This window comes from Novosphingobium sp. BL-S-34, from assembly GCF_056857015.1.
The window spans coordinates 1,475,800-1,493,945 of the sequence record NZ_CM166472.1 but is presented as its reverse complement, the minus strand read 5'-3'; the positions used below and the strand labels follow the sequence as shown (position 1 = coordinate 1,493,945).

Below are 18,146 nucleotides of genomic sequence, written 5' to 3'. Positions count from 1 at the left end.
ATATGGCAATTATGTTGCGCCATCATCGGTGGGCCGTTCCGGCCTGTCGCCAGACCGTTCGTGTCATGCAATTCAGAAAGGGTGGGACCATGACCCGCATTCTCGGCCGGGTGCTCGCTTCGACGGCGCTCGCTACCGCACTCAGCTTTTCCGCCATGCCGGCCCTGGCCGATGCACCGGCCTCCTCGGATCCGATGCAGATCGATCCGGCGAAGATGGACTGGGGCAAGTCCGGCATCCAGACCCAGTGGCAGGACCCTGCCGCCAAGGCCGGCGCGGACTTCGACAAGTTCGTGAACGGCAAGTGGGAAGCCGCCGTCGTGCTGCCGGCAGACCGCACCAACTGGGGCTCGTTCACGGCGCTGCGCGACCTTTCGGAACAGCGCGTGCACGGCATCATGGACGGCCTGATCGCCTCGAAGCCCGCCGCCGGCACCGATGCCGCCCGTGTCGAGGCAGCCTATGCCGCCTTCATGGACGTGGATGCCATCAACAAGGCCGGCCTCGCCCCCGCGCAGCCTTACCTTGAGCGCATCTTCGCCGCCAAGACACCTGACGACCTGATGAAGATCTTCGCGGCGCCCGGCTATGCCTCGCCGCTCGGCGCCTATGTGACCGCCGATGCGAAGCAGAGCGACGTCAATGCCTTCGAAGTCGGTGTCGGCAGCCTCGGCCTGCCCGACCGCGACTACTACCTGAAGAACGATGCCCGCTCGCAGGACTTGCGCGCGAAGTACCTCGATTACCTGACCTTCGTGCTCGGCAAGGCCGGTTATGCCGACGCCGGATCGGCCGCGAAATCGGTGCTCGCGCTCGAAACCCGCCTGGCGAAGGCCCAGTGGGACCGCGCTGCCAGCCGCGACCCGGACCTCACTTACAACAAGCTGACGGTCGCCGAGTTCGAAGCGCTCGCCGCGCCCGGCCTGATGCGCACTTTCGTCGAGACCATGGGCGCCGGCAAGGCTGCCTATATCATCGTCGACCAGATGCCGCCGACGGCCGAAGAGCTGAAGGCCGCCCGCATCGATCCCGCCAAGGCGCAGACGCTGTTCGGCGGCGGCGTGCCGGAAGTGGGCAAGCTGATCTCCGAAGTGCCGGTGGCCACCTGGCAGGCCTGGCTCGCCGCGCATTTCCTGCGCAGCAATGCCTCGGTCCTGCCCACCGACATCGATGACGCCACTTTCGCCTTCTACGGCAAGACCATGAGCGGCCAGCCCGAGCAGCGGGCTCGCTGGAAGCGCGGCGTCGCGGCGGTGGAAGGCATGGCCGGCGAACTGGTCGGCAAGATCTACGCCGAAAAGTACTATCCGCCCGAAGCGCAGGCGGCGATGACCGACCTCGTCTCCAACTTGCGCAAGGCCATGGCGGTGAACCTCCAGAGCCTCGCCTGGATGGGCCCGGAAACCCGCAAGGAGGCCGAAGCCAAGCTCAACGCCTTCACGCCCAAGATCGGCGCCCCGGCGAAGTTCAAGGAATACGAAGGCCTGACCTTCTCGGCCACCGATCCGCTCGGCAACGCCATCGCCGCGGGTTCGTGGGAGAACGACGACCAGATGAAGCGCATCGGCCAGCCGGTCGACAAGACCGAATGGTTCATGCTGCCCGAGACGGTCAACGCCTACTACAACCCGCCCTATAACGAGATCGTGTTCCCGGCCGCCATTCTCCAGCCGCCGTTCTTCAACGTCTCGGCCGACCCTGCGGTCAACTATGGCGGCATCGGCGCGGTGATCGGCCACGAAATGGGCCACGGCTTCGACGACCAGGGCGCCAAGTCCGACGGCACCGGCAACCTTCGCGACTGGTGGACCCCGGCCGACAAGGCCAACTTCCAGAAGCTGCAGGACAAGCTGGAAGCCCAGTACAACAGCTTCTGCCCGTTCGACGACGGCAAGACCTGCGTCAACGGCAAGCTGACCATGGGCGAGAACATCGGCGATCTCGGCGGCCTCAGCCTGGCCTACCGTGCCTACAAGCTCTCGCTGAACGGCAAGGATGCCCCGGTGATCGACGGCCTGACCGGCGACCAGCGCTTCTTCATGGCCTGGGCGCAGGTATGGCGCAGCAAGTACCGCGAGGAATCGGTACGCCAGCAGCTCATCACCGACCCGCATTCGCCCGCCCATTACCGCATCAACGGCATCGTTCGTAACTTCGACGAATGGTACAAGGCCTTCGGCGTGAAGCCCGGCGACGCCCTTTACCTCCCGCCCGCCGAGCGCGTGCGCATCTGGTAAGGAAACTGTAAGAAAACAGGGCTCGGTCGGATAGCGACCGGGCCCTGAATTCTTCTGGCGAACTTCGCCGTGCGCTGCATTTGGTCCAAAACGCGCCAAACCGTATTTTCTGAACGACTATAGGTACTAGAGAGCCGCGCAGCGGGTTGACTTGGCCGGTGCGTCCGGCATGACCTGCGGCCCATGAGCCTCACCCTTACCGCGATCCTCCTCGGCATTGTCGAGGGCCTCACCGAGTTCCTGCCCGTCTCCTCGACCGGCCATCTCATCCTCGCCACCCGCCTGTTCGGCTACGACGCCTCGCAGTGGGCGACGTTCAACATCGTCATCCAGCTCGGCGCGATCCTGGCGGTCATCGTCCAGTTCTGGCGCACGTTCTGGGCGGTGGGCATGGGCCTGCTCAAGCTCAATCCCAACTCGATCCGTTTCGTGCGCAACGTGCTGCTGGCGTTCATTCCCTCGGCCGTGCTGGGCCTGCTGCTCAATAATTACATCGAGGGACTGCTGGGCGAACCTGCCGTGGTCGCCTGGGCGCTTATCATCGGCGGCATCGCCATCCTGGGGATCGAGAAAGTGGCCAAGCCCGGTCCGCTGACCGGCGTTTCCGAGCTTCCCGCCATCAAGTGCATCGGCGTAGGCTTTGCGCAGTGCCTGGCGATGGTTCCGGGCGTCAGCCGTTCGGGCGCGACGATCATGGGCGCGCTGGCGATGGGTATCGAGCGCCGCACGGCGGCCGAGTTCAGCTTCTTCCTTGCCGTGCCCACGATGGTCGGCGCAACGACGCTGGAACTGCTCAAGCACCACGAGGAGCTGATGGCCGGCACCGGCCCGGTGGGCTGGGGAGAGATCGGCGTCGGCTTCGTCGTCTCGTTCGTGGTGGCCCTGGTGGTCATCAAGGCCTTCATGGCTTTCGTGAGCCGCTCGGGCTTTGCACCGTTCGCCTGGTATCGTATCGTGGCGGGCGCACTCGCACTCTTCCTGCTTTCGCAGGTCTGATCAGGGATTTACGCCATGGCCGAGGACGATCACAAGAAACTCGGCCAGAAACTGGGGCGCAAGGACTACGAAAGGCAGCTTGAGCCGATGCTGGAGGAGCTGGTGGGCATGGCCCGCTGGGCCTCCGCCACCGGCGCCCGCATCGTCGTCCTGTTCGAGGGACGCGATACGGCGGGCAAGGGCGGGGCGATCAAGGCCGTCGGCGGCCAGCTCAATCCGCGCCAGTGCCGCACCGTGGCGCTCACCGCGCCCAGCGAGCGCGAGCAGGGCCAGTGGTACTTCCAGCGCTATGTCGAGCATCTGCCCACCCGCGGCGAGATCGTGCTGTTCGACCGCAGCTGGTACAACCGCGCCGGCGTGGAAAAGGTCATGGGCTTCGCCACCGGCTCCGAAGTGAAGCGCTTCCTCAAGCAGGTCCCTGTGTTCGAGCGCATGCTCGTCGACGATGGCATCCTGTTGTTCAAGTACTGGCTGTCCTGCGACCAGGAGAAGCAGGAGGAGCGACTCCACGAACGTCTCGACGATCCGCTGAAGCGCTGGAAGCTCTCGCCGATCGACGTCGCCGCGCGCGAAAAGTACGAGGAGTACACCAAGGCGCGCGAGGCGATGCTCAAGGCCACGCACAAGAAGCACGCGCCCTGGACGGTGGTGGACTTCAACGACCAGCGAATCGGACGCCTCACCCTCGTGCGCGACCTGCTGGACCGGCTGCCGGACACCAAGGTCGAGCCGCAGACGATCAAGATGCCGAAACTGAATCACGCACCTTACAACGAGAAATTCGGCGTTCTGAAGCCGATCGAGCCGTTCGACACGGAGTGAATCAAGCCTCTTCCGCTTGACTTTGGCCTGTCACTATCGCATGGGCCGCAACCTTGAGGGGCGGCGCTCGATTGCCGCCCTGAAATTTTTCAACGGAACGCCGGCCGGCCAGGGCGGCTGAAACGAGAGATACAGGAAACCGCCATGGCGAAGCCCGCAACCGTCAAGATCCGTCTTGTCTCGACCGCCGACACCGGCTTCTTCTACGTCACGAAGAAGAACCCGCGCAACACGACCGAGAAGATGAACTTCCGCAAGTACGATCCCGTCGTGCGCAAGCACGTCGAGTTCAAGGAAGCCAAGATCAAGTAAGGTTCTTCGGAACCTTACAATTCAGGGGCGGTTCAAGCCTGCAAACCCAATGGGAGCATTATGAACCGCACCTTCAAGATCTTTCGCTCTTGCGTAGGCGCGGCCAGCCAGGTTTTTCTTGGCGCGGCCGCGTTTTCCGTTCCTGCCCTCCTTCCGGCGACGCCCGCGCTCGCGGCCCCGTCCGCCGATGCGGCGCAGTTGAGCCAGGCCGTCGAAGCGCTGCGCGCGATCTCGACGATGAAGGCCAACTTCGTCCAGACCGACCGTAACGGCCAGAGCCTGACCGGCGAGCTGACGCTCATGCGTCCCGGCAAGATCCGCTTCCAGTACGAGAAAAGCGCCCAGATGCTGATCGTCAGCGACGGCAAGGCGCTGACCATGATCGACTACTCGGTAAAGCAGGTGCAGCGCTGGCCGATCAGCAACAGCCCGCTCGGCGCGCTGCTCGATCCCAAGCGCGATGTCGCCAAGTACGGTTCGGTCAAGCAGACCGGCAATCCCAATGTCGTCAGCATCGAGGTCCGCGATCGTTCGCATCCCGAATATGGCGTCATCACCCTGATCTTCACCCGCAAGGCGTCTGCGCCCGGCGGCCTTGAGCTGACCTATTGGGTCTCGCTCGATTCGCAGAACAAGCGCACCACGATCTCGCTGTCGAATCAGCGCTACGGCGTTCCGGTCTCCGACAACGATTTCCGCTGGAACGATCCGCGTCCCCGGACCCGCCGATAGGTCTCGTCGATAAGGGGGAACGCTTGGTCGCGAGTTGCCCGCTGGCTGCGACGGAATGCGACACTTTTCTGAATTCCGTTCACTTGGCAGCAAGCCAACAGCGCCTAGATTGAAATGGTCAGAGCGGCTCGAGGCGGGTTTCCCCCCTGTTGCCCACGCCTCCACAAGGGTCCTCTGATTTAGCGTGACGAACGCTTACATGAACCCTCGGTCCTCTGCCCCCGGACCGAGGGTTTTTGTTTGTGGGGTTGTGGATTGGCCCATGCCGGGCTGCGAACGGCACTGTTCTGCGCTTCCGGTGCTCACGGCCAGAAGGCCGCTGCGCTCCGGTTCTCGATCGGCAGCATTCTCGCTCCCGCCGGACGAAAAAATCAGCCCGAAAAAGCGACGCAATTTTCTCTTTCGATGGAAGGCGGCAGCAGTGTTTTCGCTGGCGCCTCTGGCAATTGCGGGGCGCCATGCCTAAAGCCTGCGGCATGAAGATTGCCACCTGGAACATCAATTCGGTCCGCCTTCGCATCGATCAGGTCGAGCGGTTTCTGACCGAACAGTCGCCCGACGTGCTCTGCCTTCAGGAGATCAAGGTCGCCGAGCATCTCTTCCCGCACGATATGTTCGAGCGACTCGGCTATACCCACCGCGCGATCCACGGGCAGAAGGGCTACCACGGCGTGGCCACCGTCAGCCGCGTGCCGTTCACCGAATTCAGCCGCTACGACTGGCAGGACAACGGAGAGGCGCGCCATGTGGGCGTGGAGCTTCAGGGCGCCGGGCAGGGCATGATACTGGAGAACGTCTACATCCCCGCCGGCGGCGACATCGCCGACCGCGAGGTGAACCTGAAGTTCGGGCAGAAGCTGGACTTCCTCGAACGCATGACTCGCTGGGCCGACAAAGTGGACCGCCCCACGCTGATCGTGGGCGACTTCAACATCGCCCCGCTCGAATCGGACGTCTACAACCACAAGGCGCTGCTCAAGGTCGTCAGCCACACGCCGATCGAGGTGGAGACACTGGCCCGCTTCCGCGATGCCCATGGCTGGGTGGACCTCGGCCGTGAATTCATTCCCGCGCCCGAGCGCAACTATTCCTGGTGGTCCTACCGCAGCTACTGGCGCCAGAAGGACCAGGGCCGCCGGCTCGATCACATGTGGGCCTCGCCCGACCTGGCGAAGCAGGCCCGCGCGCACAGCTTCGTCGAGGAAACGCGCCGCTGGGAGCAGCCGAGCGACCACGTCCCGCTGATCACCGAGTTCGAACTCTGAGCGCCGACGCACCCGGGAAGGCGCTGCCTTCCGCAGGTGCCCGCCGCGTGGCGCTGGCGCTCGATGCGCTGCGTCATGGCTGGCCGGTGCGGATGGGGCCGGAAGGCGAGGGAAACGGCGCCGTCCTGCTTCCCGCGGAGACCGGCTTCGCGCCGGGTGTCACGGCGCCGCGCATGCTGATCTCCGCTGCCCGCGCCGTCACGCTCAAGCTGGCGAACCAGCGCGAAGCGGCCGTGCCCGAGGCGCCGGTGCTGATCCGCGCGGCAGAGCCCTTCGATCTCGAGACCGCCCGCGCCGTGGCCGACCCCGCGCTTGACCTTGCGCATCCCATGAAGGGGCCGTTCGCGGCCGAGCACATCGGCGACATGGACATGGCGCGAACCGCCATGGAGCTGGCGCGACTCGCCGGCATCCTGCCCGCGTTCCTCGTGGCGCCCGACATCGGGGGGGAAGCGCAGACGGTTGCTCCCGCCGACCTGGCCGAGTGGAAGGACACCAGCCGCTTGGTGGTGGCCTCGCGCGCGCGCCTGCCGGTGGCAGCCTGCGAAGAGGCGGAGATCGTCGCATTCCGCGCGCTGGACGACTTGCGCGAGCATGTCGCCTTGGTGATCGGCACTCAGGACGGCGACCGGGCACCGCTGGTGCGGCTCCACTCGGAATGCCTGACCGGCGACATTCTCGGCAGCCTCAAGTGCGATTGCGGCCCGCAGCTGGACGCCGCGCTGCGCGCCATGGCCGAGGAAACGAAGCAGGGTGGTTGGGGCGTGCTGCTCTATCTGCGGCAGGAAGGCCGCGGCATCGGTCTCGTCAACAAGCTGCGGGCCTATAGCCTGCAGGACCTCGGCTACGACACGGTGGACGCCAACAACCGCCTGGGCCTGCCCACGGAGGCGCGCGATTTCCCGGTGGCGGCGCGGATGCTCGACCTGCTGGGCGTCTCGGCGATCCGGCTCATGACCAACAACCCGGCCAAAGTCGCGGCGCTGGAAGGCGTGGGCGTTGAGGTGGTGGAGCGCGTACCGCACCAACTGCCGCCGAACCCGCACAATGCCCGCTATCTCGACACCAAGCGGGACCGGACCGGGCATATATTGTAAGCGTCCGGAGCGCGCGCTCCGTTACCTGCGAACGGAACCTGGGCCAGCGGCCCGCACAACCCGACACTCTCGAAATGACGGATCGAGGGGGACGCTTGTCCGCCCGGTCGCCGGTCCAGCGCAAATGGCGTTCAGCGCTTCTCGAACCCGGCGATTCCCGTGCCCAGGGTGTTGCGGCCGATCTTCAGCGGCTCGCCGGACCAGTCCGCCACGAAGGCGCTGTTGCGGTCGATGCCGGGCGCGAAACGGGCGTTGTTTCCTTCCACCGTCAGCCCTGCCGAAGGGTGGCTGCGGTGCTCCGCGGCCACGGCGATGAAGGCGGAGTAGTTCTCCTTGTCGCGTCCCTGCACGAACCAGTTGCCGGCAATACGCCCGGTGGCGCCTTCGGGAAGGTCGATCATGTAATTGGTCGCGCGGCCGGCGGCATCGTCGAAGCTGGAATCCGTGATCTCGACGTGCGCCGCGCGGCTCTTGACGTAGTGGCCGCCGGTTCCCGCCTCGAAGCGGCTGCGGGTGATCGTGAGCGCGCCGTAATTGCCGATATAGACCGCGTGCGCGCAGCCCGAACCTTCGCAGGTCCCGAGGCGGGTGAACGTGGACTTGTCGATACGGATCGAACCCTGGGGGTCCTCGCCGCTGAGCAGTCCCTGTTCGCTGTCGCGGAACCAGGCCTGCGACACCGAGAGGTCGCCGTGTTCGAGCCGCACGCCCGCGCCGTTCTTGTCCGGCACGCGGATATTGGCGAAGACCATGCCCTCGATCCGGGCGCCGCGCCCGCGCAGCACCAGCGCCGCCTTGTCTTCGCAGGCCTTGCCGTCGAGCACGGACTGGCCGGGGACCTGGGCCTGGTACGTGATCTCGCCCTTGCTCTGCACCGCGCAGTCGGAAAAGCGCAGCGAGGCGAAGCGGATCGTGCCGCTGCCGTCGCCGATGGCATCGACCGCGTCCTGCAGGCGGGTGAAGCCGCGCCCGGTTTCCGCCACCGTATAAGGCGCATTGTCGGCAGCCTGCCCGAACGAGACGGCGGCGGGAGCGGCCGCGAGCAAGGGGATGCCAAAGGCGAGGGCGAGTCGGGCGGAACGGTTCATGCGGGAGGTCTAGCGCCTTCGCGGGGCAACGCAGGCGCCCGTTTCGCTGCGTCCCACAGCGGGACAAGCCCCGGTGCTATCGTTGCCCCGGTCCGCGCTTGCCCCGGCGGGGTGGTTTCGGCAGCGCCTTCAGGTCGATCATCTCGCTGCGACTGAGGATCCAGAACACCATGACCGCCGACCAGAACAGCACGATCAGCGAAAAGCCGATCCCGATCGGCAGGACGTTTTCCGGAAAGCGCAGGAGCAGCCAGGCCAGGCAGAGGCTCATCGGCAGGAGGGGAAGCGTCCAGGCGGCGAGTGCGAACCATCCGGCCCTGCCGCGCGGCTGGCAGGTGAATTTCAAGCCGCTTCGATAACACAGGAACAGCGTGTCCTGGTCGGATGTCCTCGCCGCCTCCGCCAGGCTGGCCTCGGCCGTTGCTGTAGCCGTCCTGCGGCGCGTATGCCGGTGCGACACGACCAGGAAGACGGCAGTGGCGGCCAGAAACAGCGCGAAGGCCATAGGCCGGCTGCCAGCCAAACCGGAATGCATGAGCACTTTCGTCCCCGCCAGCGCCCCGAAATAGGTGGCCAGCAACAGCCAGCCCTGCCAGGCGATCGGCAGGCCGACTCCGATGCCGAAGCGCTTGGGTGCGAACCAGGCGCCGTCGTCGAGCGATTCGTGCATCATGCCTCGTCCTCCGTTTCTTCCATCGCCGTGGGCGGGCGTCCCCGGCGTGCGGGCTCGCTGACATCCACTTTGAGACCGCGCCGGGACAGCGCCTCGCGCAGGAGCACTTCGACCTGGGCGTTGACCGAGCGGAAATCGGCCGCGGCGCAGCGTTCCAGCGCCTCGTGAAGCGCTGGATCCAGCCGCAGGGCGAATGCTTTCTTGCCGGGACTCGCCATCCGCCCGGTCGCCTTACTGGTAGAGCGTGCCGGTATTGACGACCGGCTGGGTGTCGCGCTCGCCGCAGAGCACGACCATCAGGTTCGAGACCATGGCGGCGCGGCGCTCGTCGTCGAGTTCGACCACGTTCTTTTCCGAGAGCTGCGAAAGCGCCATCTCGACCATCGAGACCGCGCCTTCCACCAGCTTGCGCCGCGCGCCGATCACGGCTTCGGCCTGTTGGCGGCGCAGCATGGCGCCGGCGATCTCGGGCGCATAGGCCAGGTGGGTGAGGCCGCATTCGTCCACCGTGATGCCGGCCACGCGCAGGCGTTCGATCAGTTCGGCGCGCAGTTCCGCGTTCACTTCGGCATGGCTGCCGCGCAGGGTGATCTCGGCATCCTCGACATCGTCATAGGCATAGCGCGAGCCGATCGAACGCACGGCGGCCTCGATCTGCACGTTCACGAAGGCCTTGTAGTCGTCCACGTCGTAAAGCGCCTGGGCCGTGTCGGCGACGCGCCAGACCACATTGGTGGCGATCTCGATCGGATTGCCGCGCAAGTCGTTCACCTTGAGCTTTTCGGACACGACATTGTTGGCGCGCACGGAGATCTTGCGCTTGGCCATCCACGGCCAGACCCAGCGCAGCCCAGCAACCCGGTCCGTGCCGCGATAGGAGCCGAACAGGGTGATGGCCGCCGCCTGATTCGGCTGGATCATGTAGAAGCCCGCGGCGATCAGCACTTCGGCGGCGATGGCCGGGACGATGAAGGCGAAGATACCCAGGATTCCGCCCGGTGACGGGTCGATGCCGGCCAGCGAGAACAGCGCCAGCAGGATCGCGGCCATGATCCCCAGGAAGATCAGCAGCATGAAGTAGCCGTTCATGCTTGAGCCTGTGGATTCCCGGGAGGAATTCATCGGAAGGTGCGACTCGGCCATCGGGCGTGTCCTTGTTTAAAGTGATATCACATTAATATCAAAAGCGCACAATTGGTCAAGCAGGGTTGAAAATCGCCCGGGCGCCGTCTATGTCGGGATTGCGGGCCGGGCCCCTCTGGCGCGGCGTTCCTGTCCTGGAACGCCTCGTGATGTCGGACCGCATCGGGTGAAACCGATGCAGGGTCCAGGGGCTCAATCCAGCCCGTACAGCTCAGGCAACAGGATACCTGTCAGGCTCACCCGATCGAACCCATTTCCGTTCGATAGGGATTTTACGATGACCGACATTATGTTCCGTATGCTCGAGCGACACCAGAAGCTCGACGCCCTGCTGCGCCTCGCGCAGGGCAGACGCTCTCCCGATCCTTTCGAGATCGCGAAGCTGAAGAGACTGAAACAGGAGTTCAGGGGCAGACTCGCGCGGTTGCTACTCCCCCCAGCAACCGTTGCAGGCAGTCTGTAACCCTCGCGCCGGCGCGTTTCCCCCCATTTTCGCGCCGGCGCTTCCTGTTTTGCCCAGGTTTGGGCCGCGTTTCGGGAGTGTCCCGTGGATTTTCTCTTCTATGACCTGCTGGGTACGCCGGCGTGGTTCTGGCTGGCATTCGCCGGCCTCGTTTTCGTACTGACCGCCTTCGACCTCGGCTTCCTGCACAAGGAGGACCGGGAAATGGGCATTGGCGAATCGCTGAGGCTCTCGGTGTTCTATATCGCCATCGCCATGGCTTTCGGCGGCTGGGTGTGGTGGGCCAAGGGTTCCGAGGACGGCATCGCCTACTTCACCGGCTATTTCATCGAGAAGGCGCTTTCGATCGACAACGTCTTCGTGATCTCGATGATCTTCGGTTTCTTCGCGATCGCGCCCAAGTACCAGTACCGTGCCTTGCTCTGGGGCATCATGGCAGTGATCGTGCTGCGCGGCCTGATGATCGCGGGCGGCGTGGCGCTCGTTTCCCAGGCGCACTGGGTGATGTATATCTTCGCCGCTTTCCTGGTGTTCACCGGCGTGAAGATGCTCTTCGCCAAGGAGCAGGACCCGGATATCGGCAACAACCCGGCGATCCGCTGGATCTCGCGCCACATGCGCGTGACCAAGGCGCATCACGGCGAGCACTTCTTCGTCCGCGAGCACAATGCGGCGGGCAGGCTCGTCTGGGCCGCGACCCCGCTGTTCCTGGCGCTGGTGGTCATCAATCTGGCCGACCTGGTGTTCGCGGTGGATTCGGTGCCGGCGATCTTCTCGATCACCACCGATACCTTCATCGTCTACACGTCCAACATCATGGCGATCCTGGGCCTGCGCGCGCTCTATTTCGCGCTGGCGGCGATGGTGCACCGCTTCCACTACCTGAAGTATGCTCTGGCCCTGGTGCTGGTGTTCATCGGGGCGAAGATCCTGGTTGCGGACTTCGTGCTGGGCGGGGCCAAGTTCCCGCCGCTCATCAGCCTGGGCGTGACGCTGGCGCTGATCGCGGGCGGCGTGGGCTGGTCCTTGTGGAAGACACGCGGCGAACTGCCGAGCGCCTAGTCCGGATGGTCGGATTCCCGCCGGCCGCCGTCGGCCGCATGGTCGGCGGGGCCGGTTGGGGGGGGGGGCGGGGCAGGGTGCCTTTTGCGAAGGACTCCGGCCCCGCTCGCTGCTAGAGCGCCGCGATGGCCCGCCTCATTCTCTTCAACAAGCCTTATGATGTCTTGTCGCAGTTCACCGATGCCCGCTCGCCCACGCCGCGCGCGACGCTGTCGGACTTCATCGACGTGCCGGGCGTCTATCCCGCCGGGCGGCTCGACCGCGACAGCGAGGGGCTGATGCTGCTGACCGACGACGGCCGGCTCCAGTCGCGAATCTCCGATCCGCGCTTCAAGATCACCAAGACGTACCTGGCGCAAGTCGAAGGCGAGCCCGATGAGGCCGCGATCGCGGCGCTGTGCAAGGGCGTGATCCTGAACGACGGTCCGACTCGGCCCGCGCGGGCGCGCCGTATCGACGCGCCGCAGCTCTGGCCGCGCAATCCGCCGGTCCGGTTCCGCAAGACGGTGCCGGACTGCTGGATCGAACTGACCATCGCGGAAGGCCGCAACCGCCAGGTTCGGCGCATGACCGCCGCGATCGGCCATCCCACGCTGCGCCTCGTGCGGGACAGGGTGGGGGACTGGGCGCTCGACGGCCTGGCGCCGGGCGAGTGGCGCGAAGTCACCATTTGACGGTTGGTGTTGCAATTTCGCCGATATAGTCTATATCGGCCGAGCTACGTCGCCTGCGACGGGAACTTGCGGCTGCATTCCGGCAGCCACTCCTCCCCTTTACAGCTGCCTGGCCCTCAAGGCCGAAGCGTGCTTCGCGCGCGGCAGACTTGGGGCAACCCTTTTTTCGGACAGGATGCATTGGCCAAGGAAGAACTGCTGACCATGGAGGGTTTCATCGAAGAAATCCTTCCCGACGGACGTTTCGCTGTGGTGCTCGACAATGAGCATCGCATTATCGCTTACACCGCGGGCAAGATGCGCAAGTTTCGCATCCGCTCGGTCGTGGGCGATCGCGTGCACGTTGAAATGACGCCCTACGATCTGACCAAGGGTCGGATCGTGTTCCGCGAACGTACGCCTGGTCAGACCGGCGGCCCGCCGAAACGGCGCAGCAATTTCAAAAGATGACAGATGCGGCAGTGAGCCGCGAACAAGGAATACATGAACTACCATAAAGCGGACGCATGTGATCGCGTCCAATCCGTACCCCACCGCTTCTCGCTTCCTACCGTCGGATTCCGGCGTGACGTGGAACCGGGAGCGCTCTCCAGGCAGGACCTGCGGCGCCTCGTCGCCGCCATGGTGGACTGACACCGCCCGACCTAGAGCACAGGAAAAAACCCCCGCAGGCCGAAGCCTTCGGGGGTTTTTCATGTCTGGGGGGGCATGTCTGGGACAGGCGTGCGGGAAGGGGAGAGAGCCGGCTTCGCGGTTGCAGGCCGAGGCAAGGCTCCTGGATTCGTTCGAGCGGATATCCGCGCGAATCCTGCAGAGAGGCGGACGCGCAAGGGCGCGAACCGATATTGCCTGCCGCTTTCGAAGTCCGTTCGCTTCGAAGCGTGTTCAAACGACAGAGCTGGCATCTGCCGAACCTCGCGCGACGGCGCTGTCAGGTCGGCCGGTCAGAACGCGGGTTTGCGCCCTTCCTCGATGCGTCGGATCTGGTCGGACATGGCGCGCCAGGCGGCTTCGGAGCGAAGCTCGCGATCGCGCACATTGGCGAGTTTCGCGATGGAGGCGGCCTCGGCTGCCTCCTGGGCGCGCGATTCGCAGAAGTCACGGGTAAATGCCATCTGCCTGCTCGCTATGTATCGGCGCCTTGGGGCAAAGCACCGGGAAGAAGCGCGCGGCGGCGGACCGAAGCCCGGCCGCCGCGCACCTCTGAAAATCAGGCCGACTTCAGGTTGACAGCCGATGCCTTGCCATTGCGGCCGACTTCGACGTCATACGAGAGGCGCTGTTCCTTCTCGAGGGTGTGCATGCCGGCGTTCTGAACGGCCGAGATGTGGACGAAGCTGTCCTGGCCGCCGTCTTCCGGAGCGATGAAACCGTAGCCCTTGTCGGTATTGAAGAATTTCACGGTGCCGATCGGCATATTAGGTTCCTTTCAAGAAACGAATTTTGGATCCTGCGAAATTGCGGGATCCGGTCGTGCGTCAGTTCGTCAATTGAAAGGAAATCGTCCCAACCCGTTCTTGCGCGGAAAAATTTCCGAACCCGAACGAAGATTGGCGACACCCGTCGCAAATTCGACATCAGCCACGCCGATATAACACGCTCCGTTGCGAATACCTAACGGCAACGGGATTGAGGCGTGAAACGGCGGCATTGCGCCATTGCCGGGGCTATGGCGGCAGTGTGCAATCGTGAACAGTCGGGGGTCGGGCGCGCTCAGCGCGTGCCCAGATCACCCTTGCCCACGGTTCCGCTCGCCATGTCCAGCATGCGGTCGAGGCTCTTCTTGGCATCGAGGCGCAGCTGCTCCTCGATCTCGATCCGCGGCTCCAGGTCGCGCAGGGCGACGTAGAGCTTCTCCATGGTGTTGAGCGCCATGTAGGGGCAGATGTTGCAGTTGCAGTTCCCGTCCGCCCCCGGCGCGCCGATGAAGGTCTTGTTCGGGATCGCCAACTGCATCTGGTGGATGATGTGCGGCTCGGTGGCGACGATCAGCGTGTCGGCATCCGTGGTCTTGGCATATTGCAGAATGCCGCTAGTCGAACCGACATAGTCCGCATGATCGACGATATGCGGCGGGCATTCCGGGTGCGCGGCGATCGGAGCGGCGGGATGCTGGGCCTTGAGCTTCAGCAGCTCGGTTTCCGAGAACGCCTCGTGCACGATGCAGACGCCGGGCCAGAGCAGCATCTCGCGGCCGAACTTGCGGCTGAGATAGCCGCCCAGGTGGCGGTCCGGGCCGAAGATGATCTTCTGGTCGGCAGGGATTTGCTGGAGGATCGTCTCGGCGCTGGAACTGGTGACGATGATGTCGGACAGTGCCTTCACCTCGGTCGAGCAGTTGATGTACGTGAGCGCGATGTGATCGGGATGCGCCTCGCGGAAAGCCTTGAACTTTTCGGGCGGGCAGGAATCTTCCAGGCTGCAGCCGGCTTCGACGTCGGGCAGGACCACGATCTTGTTGGGCGAGAGGATCTTGGCGGTTTCCGCCATGAACTTCACACCGCAGAAGGCGATCACTTCGGCGTCGGTCTCGGCGGCCTTGCGGCTGAGTTCCAGGCTGTCGCCCACGAAGTCGGCAATGTCCTGGAGTTCCGGGCGCTGGTAATAATGCGCGAGGATGACCGCATTGCGTTCCTTGCGCAGCCGCTCGATTTCGGCGCGCACGTCGATACCGGAAAGGTCGGCGGGCATTACGGTCATGGTGTCCCTCTGTCTGGTCGCTCCGGCGTTTTACCGGCCTTCCCCGTCTGGGGTTGGCCGGCTGCCGGGATTTGGGGCCTATCTAGGGACGCTTGCGGCAATGCCCAAGGAAAATATGCGCCGGGTTCAGGCGGCCGAGGCCCTTGTCGCCAGATCGATCCACCAGGGCGTGATCGCCAGCAATTCGGTCAGGACATGGGTGAGCAGCAGGGCGATCGTCGCGGCGATGGTGGCGGGGTGGGCATGGCCGATGGTGCGCCGGTCATGGCGCAGGATCAGCGCGACGAAGCCCAGCTGAACCACCAGCGACACCCATTCGCCCCAGGGCATGATCAGCGGCATCGGCAGCACCCGGCCCAGCGCCGGGTCGGTCAGCAGGATCGTCGAGCCCAGCATCAGCCGGCGGTGCCAGTCCGGTTGGCGGCGGTGGGACACCGCCAGCGCCACCAGCAGCGCGAAGAAGGCCGCGCCGATGTGCACGGTGGCCAGGAAGTAGGCGGGCGTGAAGAACGGCGGCTGGGCGTGGGCGCGCAGGGCGGTGATGCAGAGCGCGCTCATCGAGACGACCATGAGCGGCACCATGACCGCGCTCGCCCAGCCGAGCCGGCGGTGGATCGCCAGTCCGCCCCGTCCGGCCAGCAAGGACTGAGTCACCAGCAGCCCCAGCCATGTCAGCATGATCAGGCCGTGCAGGTGCATGACGAGCGGCGCGCCGCGATAGTCGACCAAGCCCCGCATTGCGAATTGTCCGAAAGCGAAGACGATGAACAGCGAAAGGCCGATCGCCATCTTCTGCCAGAACGATAGCGCGCCAAGGCGGGCCAAAGGCAATGTTGCCATGAAAAATCCCCTCACCCCATGAGTTGGGCGGGGTATACTCTTCATCGACAAGTAGAGATACAGTAATTCGGTAAATTACTGTTCCGTAAGGGCCAGTGACCAATCGTCATTTTGCCGCGTTACCAGGCTTCTTCTTTCCAGATCAAGAAGATGAGCCAGTACCGATCGGCCTGCGGCGGGCCAGAGCCGCTTGTCCACGCCTTTGTACATTTGCGGCACCATAGCGGCCACGGTGCCATGTCCTGCCTCGATCTGCTTCAGGATCTGGCGTTCGCGCTGGCGGCGATGGCCGATCATGCCGCGCACCAGCTGGCGCGGTTTCTCGACCGCGGGGCCGTGGGCCGGGAAATAGACGCTGTCCTGTTCGCGCTCGTAGAGTTTCTGCAGGCTGGCGAGATAGTCCGTCATGTCGCCGTCCGGCGGGGAGACCACGCTGGTGGACCAGCCCATGACGTGGTCGCCGGTGAACATCGCCCCGGTTTCGGGCAAGGCGAAGCAGACGTGGTTGGAGGTGTGGCCAGGCGTGGCGACGGCTTCGAGCGTCCAGCCGTCTCCGCCGATCGTCTCGCCGTCGTGCAGCACGCGGTCGGGGCGGTAGTCGGGATCGAAGGCGGCGTCCGCGCGGGGGCCGTCGTCCTCCAGCGTCAGTGCCGCGCAGCCGACCACCGGCGCGCCGGTGAGGGCCTGCAGAGGCGCCGCGGCGGGCGAATGGTCGCGGTGAGTATGAGTGCAGCAGATCGCCGCGATTCGCGCTTCGCCGACCGCGCTCAGGATCGCGGCGATATGCTCGTCCTCGGCCGGGCCGGGGTCGATCACCGCGACGTCCGCGCCGTCTCCGACGATGTAGGTCTGCGTGCCGGTATACGTGAACGGCGAGGGGTTGCGGGCCAGCACCCGGCGGACGAGCGGCGCGATCCGCTCGGCTTCGGCATAAGGCTTGTCGATGTCTTTCAGCGCGTCCATTCGGCCGATATGGGCATTCGCGAGGGGCCTGTCGAGCGCGGCCTTCCAGTCAGGCGCGCGCGCGGAGCCCCTGTGCTTCAGCTCGCCAGTCGCCGCTCGATCCGTTCGCGCAGGCGTTCGATCGCGCTTGGCTGAATGTCGTCACGCAGGCGCCAGCGGCCGTCGATCCGGAGCAGGCGGTCGTAGAAGCGCTGCGTCGTTTCCACCAGGTCGACGATCTCCGGTTGCAGGCGGGCGAGCTGCGCGACTTCCGAATGGCGCAGGAGCGGCGAAAGACGGCCATTGCGGCGAAGCTGGAACTGGCTGATCTCGCCCATGATGAAGGCGCGCTGGTTCAGCAGCCAGGCGATCGCATGCATCATGCGCGTGGTCGTGCGCAGGCCCTCGCTCGACAGGGCGATACGCTCCGGCTCGTCACTCGTTTCCAGCGCCTCGCTCAAACCTGCTTCCGCTGCTGCTTCCCGCGGCGGGCCGGGCAGGGCGAACGCCTCGCGCACCTCGTCCGCGAGCAGAAGCGCCTCGCAATAGAGCGCCTCGACGATGCGCGGGTTTATGGTCGCGGAGTTGGGCATGCGCTGCCCATATTTCTTACCGGCGAGTCCGCGGCAACTGCCCTTAAGGCATTTTCCGAAACGAATCCGGTGCTTGTCCCCTATCGGTACGTTTTACGCGGGCGTGCGGTCAGGCAAAAGCGGGGGTGCCGCAAGCTCGCCGCGGACGTGACGAGCGCACCCGGCACTCCTGAAGCGCCATCCTGCGCAAGAAATCAGGCGATGATATCGGGGATCAGGAAGTCCTGGATCACCGCGATCTGATCCTTGAGTTTCAATTTGCGCTTTTTCAGGCGCGCGATCTGCAGCTGGTCGCCGGCGCCGGGCACGGTGAGCGCATCGATAGCCGCATCGAGATCGCGGTGCTCGATCTTGAGGATTTCGAGGCGCTTGCGCATTTCCTCTTCGGTCACGCCAGGATTTCCTACTCTCGAATGACAGTCTGCGGATGCGACATTCACATGCCCCGCTCGACGCAGCAGGCACGCGATTCACCGATATGAACCATTCGCGGTCTTCGCAAGATGG

The 18,146-nt window shown here is 64.8% G+C and carries 23 protein-coding genes; 11 read left to right on the top strand and 12 right to left on the bottom strand.

From position 1 onward, the window contains the following. Positions 1 to 89 precede the first annotated feature (89 nt). The 7 genes from AC1VV3_RS07015 (at position 90) to ribA (ending at position 7,461) form a co-directional block, all read left to right on the top strand. The gene (locus AC1VV3_RS07015) at positions 90 to 2,237 is read left to right on the top strand and encodes a M13 family metallopeptidase (protein WP_431568319.1); all 2,148 of its coding nucleotides are present in this window, start codon (positions 90 to 92) and stop codon (positions 2,235 to 2,237) included. A 183-nt stretch (positions 2,238 to 2,420) separates the two neighbouring features. Then, entirely contained in the window at positions 2,421 to 3,233 is an 813-nt protein-coding gene (locus AC1VV3_RS07010) for an undecaprenyl-diphosphate phosphatase (protein WP_431568320.1), read from the top strand. Between the two features lie 15 nt (positions 3,234 to 3,248). Beyond that, entirely contained in the window at positions 3,249 to 4,055 is an 807-nt protein-coding gene (ppk2, locus tag AC1VV3_RS07005) for a polyphosphate kinase 2 (protein ID WP_134095242.1), read from the top strand. A 144-nt stretch (positions 4,056 to 4,199) separates the two neighbouring features. Continuing rightward, positions 4,200 to 4,367, top strand: coding sequence for a 50S ribosomal protein L33 (gene rpmG, locus AC1VV3_RS07000; RefSeq protein WP_039391223.1), 168 nt, complete (start codon positions 4,200 to 4,202; stop codon positions 4,365 to 4,367). Between the two features lie 60 nt (positions 4,368 to 4,427). Further along, entirely contained in the window at positions 4,428 to 5,099 is a 672-nt protein-coding gene (locus AC1VV3_RS06995) for a LolA family protein (protein ID WP_132265139.1), read from the top strand. 476 nt (positions 5,100 to 5,575) lie between these two features. Beyond that, a complete protein-coding gene (gene xth, locus AC1VV3_RS06990) occupies positions 5,576 to 6,364 on the top strand; it encodes an exodeoxyribonuclease III (protein WP_132265141.1) in 789 nt (262 codons plus the stop codon). Positions 6,365 to 6,411: 47 nt separating this feature from the next. Further along, entirely contained in the window at positions 6,412 to 7,461 is a 1,050-nt protein-coding gene (gene ribA / locus AC1VV3_RS06985; protein WP_431568321.1) for a GTP cyclohydrolase II, read from the top strand. Between the two features lie 131 nt (positions 7,462 to 7,592). On the opposite strand, the gene AC1VV3_RS06980 is transcribed toward ribA, so the two are convergent. The 4 genes from AC1VV3_RS06980 to AC1VV3_RS06965 form a co-directional block, all read right to left on the bottom strand. Further along, entirely contained in the window at positions 7,593 to 8,549 is a 957-nt protein-coding gene (locus AC1VV3_RS06980) for a right-handed parallel beta-helix repeat-containing protein (RefSeq protein WP_431568322.1), read from the bottom strand. Between the two features lie 76 nt (positions 8,550 to 8,625). Further along, positions 8,626 to 9,219, bottom strand: coding sequence for a hypothetical protein (locus tag AC1VV3_RS06975; protein ID WP_431568323.1), 594 nt, complete (start codon positions 9,217 to 9,219; stop codon positions 8,626 to 8,628). Next, positions 9,219 to 9,440: a type II toxin-antitoxin system antitoxin gene (locus tag AC1VV3_RS06970; RefSeq protein WP_431568324.1), complete on the bottom strand. Its 222-nt coding sequence runs from the start codon at positions 9,438 to 9,440 to the stop codon at positions 9,219 to 9,221. The genes AC1VV3_RS06975 and AC1VV3_RS06970 overlap by 1 nt, the downstream gene beginning before the upstream one ends. 13 nt (positions 9,441 to 9,453) lie before the next feature. Beyond that, positions 9,454 to 10,365, bottom strand: a complete 912-nt coding sequence (locus AC1VV3_RS06965; RefSeq protein ID WP_314464728.1) for an SPFH domain-containing protein — start codon at positions 10,363 to 10,365, stop codon at positions 9,454 to 9,456. Positions 10,366 to 10,642: 277 nt separating this feature from the next. Here AC1VV3_RS06965 and AC1VV3_RS06960 point away from each other — a divergent pair, with 277 nt between their 5' ends. The 4 genes from AC1VV3_RS06960 to infA all read left to right on the top strand — a co-directional run bounded on the left by AC1VV3_RS06960 (position 10,643) and on the right by infA (position 13,014). Next, on the top strand, positions 10,643 to 10,828 hold the full coding sequence (locus AC1VV3_RS06960) for a DUF465 domain-containing protein (RefSeq protein WP_132265151.1): 186 nt from the start codon (positions 10,643 to 10,645) through the stop codon (positions 10,826 to 10,828). 84 nt (positions 10,829 to 10,912) lie between these two features. Then, positions 10,913 to 11,890: a TerC family protein gene (locus tag AC1VV3_RS06955; protein ID WP_134095246.1), complete on the top strand. Its 978-nt coding sequence runs from the start codon at positions 10,913 to 10,915 to the stop codon at positions 11,888 to 11,890. A 125-nt stretch (positions 11,891 to 12,015) separates the two neighbouring features. Then, the gene (locus AC1VV3_RS06950; protein WP_134095247.1) at positions 12,016 to 12,564 is read left to right on the top strand and encodes a pseudouridine synthase; all 549 of its coding nucleotides are present in this window, start codon (positions 12,016 to 12,018) and stop codon (positions 12,562 to 12,564) included. Between the two features lie 180 nt (positions 12,565 to 12,744). Beyond that, complete coding sequence (infA, locus tag AC1VV3_RS06945) at positions 12,745 to 13,014, top strand: translation initiation factor IF-1 (protein ID WP_132265156.1); 270 nt, start codon at positions 12,745 to 12,747, stop codon at positions 13,012 to 13,014. A gap of 494 nt (positions 13,015 to 13,508) precedes the next feature. Here the strand turns inward: infA and AC1VV3_RS06940 are convergent, their stop codons facing one another. The 8 genes from AC1VV3_RS06940 to AC1VV3_RS06905 all read right to left on the bottom strand — a co-directional run bounded on the left by AC1VV3_RS06940 (position 13,509) and on the right by AC1VV3_RS06905 (position 18,031). Continuing rightward, the gene (locus AC1VV3_RS06940; protein WP_165921374.1) at positions 13,509 to 13,679 is read right to left on the bottom strand and encodes a hypothetical protein; all 171 of its coding nucleotides are present in this window, start codon (positions 13,677 to 13,679) and stop codon (positions 13,509 to 13,511) included. Positions 13,680 to 13,774: 95 nt separating this feature from the next. Beyond that, positions 13,775 to 13,981: a cold-shock protein gene (locus AC1VV3_RS06935; RefSeq protein ID WP_132265158.1), complete on the bottom strand. Its 207-nt coding sequence runs from the start codon at positions 13,979 to 13,981 to the stop codon at positions 13,775 to 13,777. Between the two features lie 69 nt (positions 13,982 to 14,050). Beyond that, positions 14,051 to 14,215 (bottom strand): hypothetical protein, encoded by a 165-nt coding sequence (locus AC1VV3_RS06930; RefSeq protein ID WP_482962068.1) that lies wholly within the window; start codon positions 14,213 to 14,215, stop codon positions 14,051 to 14,053. A 62-nt stretch (positions 14,216 to 14,277) separates the two neighbouring features. Next, complete coding sequence (gene nadA / locus AC1VV3_RS06925; RefSeq protein ID WP_134095248.1) at positions 14,278 to 15,264, bottom strand: quinolinate synthase NadA; 987 nt, start codon at positions 15,262 to 15,264, stop codon at positions 14,278 to 14,280. Between the two features lie 126 nt (positions 15,265 to 15,390). Next, positions 15,391 to 16,104 carry a hypothetical protein gene (locus tag AC1VV3_RS06920; RefSeq protein ID WP_431568325.1) on the bottom strand — a complete coding sequence of 238 codons (714 nt, stop codon included), beginning with the start codon at positions 16,102 to 16,104 and terminating at the stop codon, positions 15,391 to 15,393. Positions 16,105 to 16,179: 75 nt separating this feature from the next. After that, positions 16,180 to 17,067, bottom strand: coding sequence for an MBL fold metallo-hydrolase (locus AC1VV3_RS06915; protein WP_431568326.1), 888 nt, complete (start codon positions 17,065 to 17,067; stop codon positions 16,180 to 16,182). Between the two features lie 77 nt (positions 17,068 to 17,144). Further along, complete coding sequence (locus tag AC1VV3_RS06910) at positions 17,145 to 17,639, bottom strand: DUF1465 family protein (protein ID WP_431568327.1); 495 nt, start codon at positions 17,637 to 17,639, stop codon at positions 17,145 to 17,147. 194 nt (positions 17,640 to 17,833) lie between these two features. Next, positions 17,834 to 18,031 carry a YdcH family protein gene (locus AC1VV3_RS06905; RefSeq protein WP_132265168.1) on the bottom strand — a complete coding sequence of 66 codons (198 nt, stop codon included), beginning with the start codon at positions 18,029 to 18,031 and terminating at the stop codon, positions 17,834 to 17,836. Between the last annotated feature and the right edge of the window lie 115 nt (positions 18,032 to 18,146).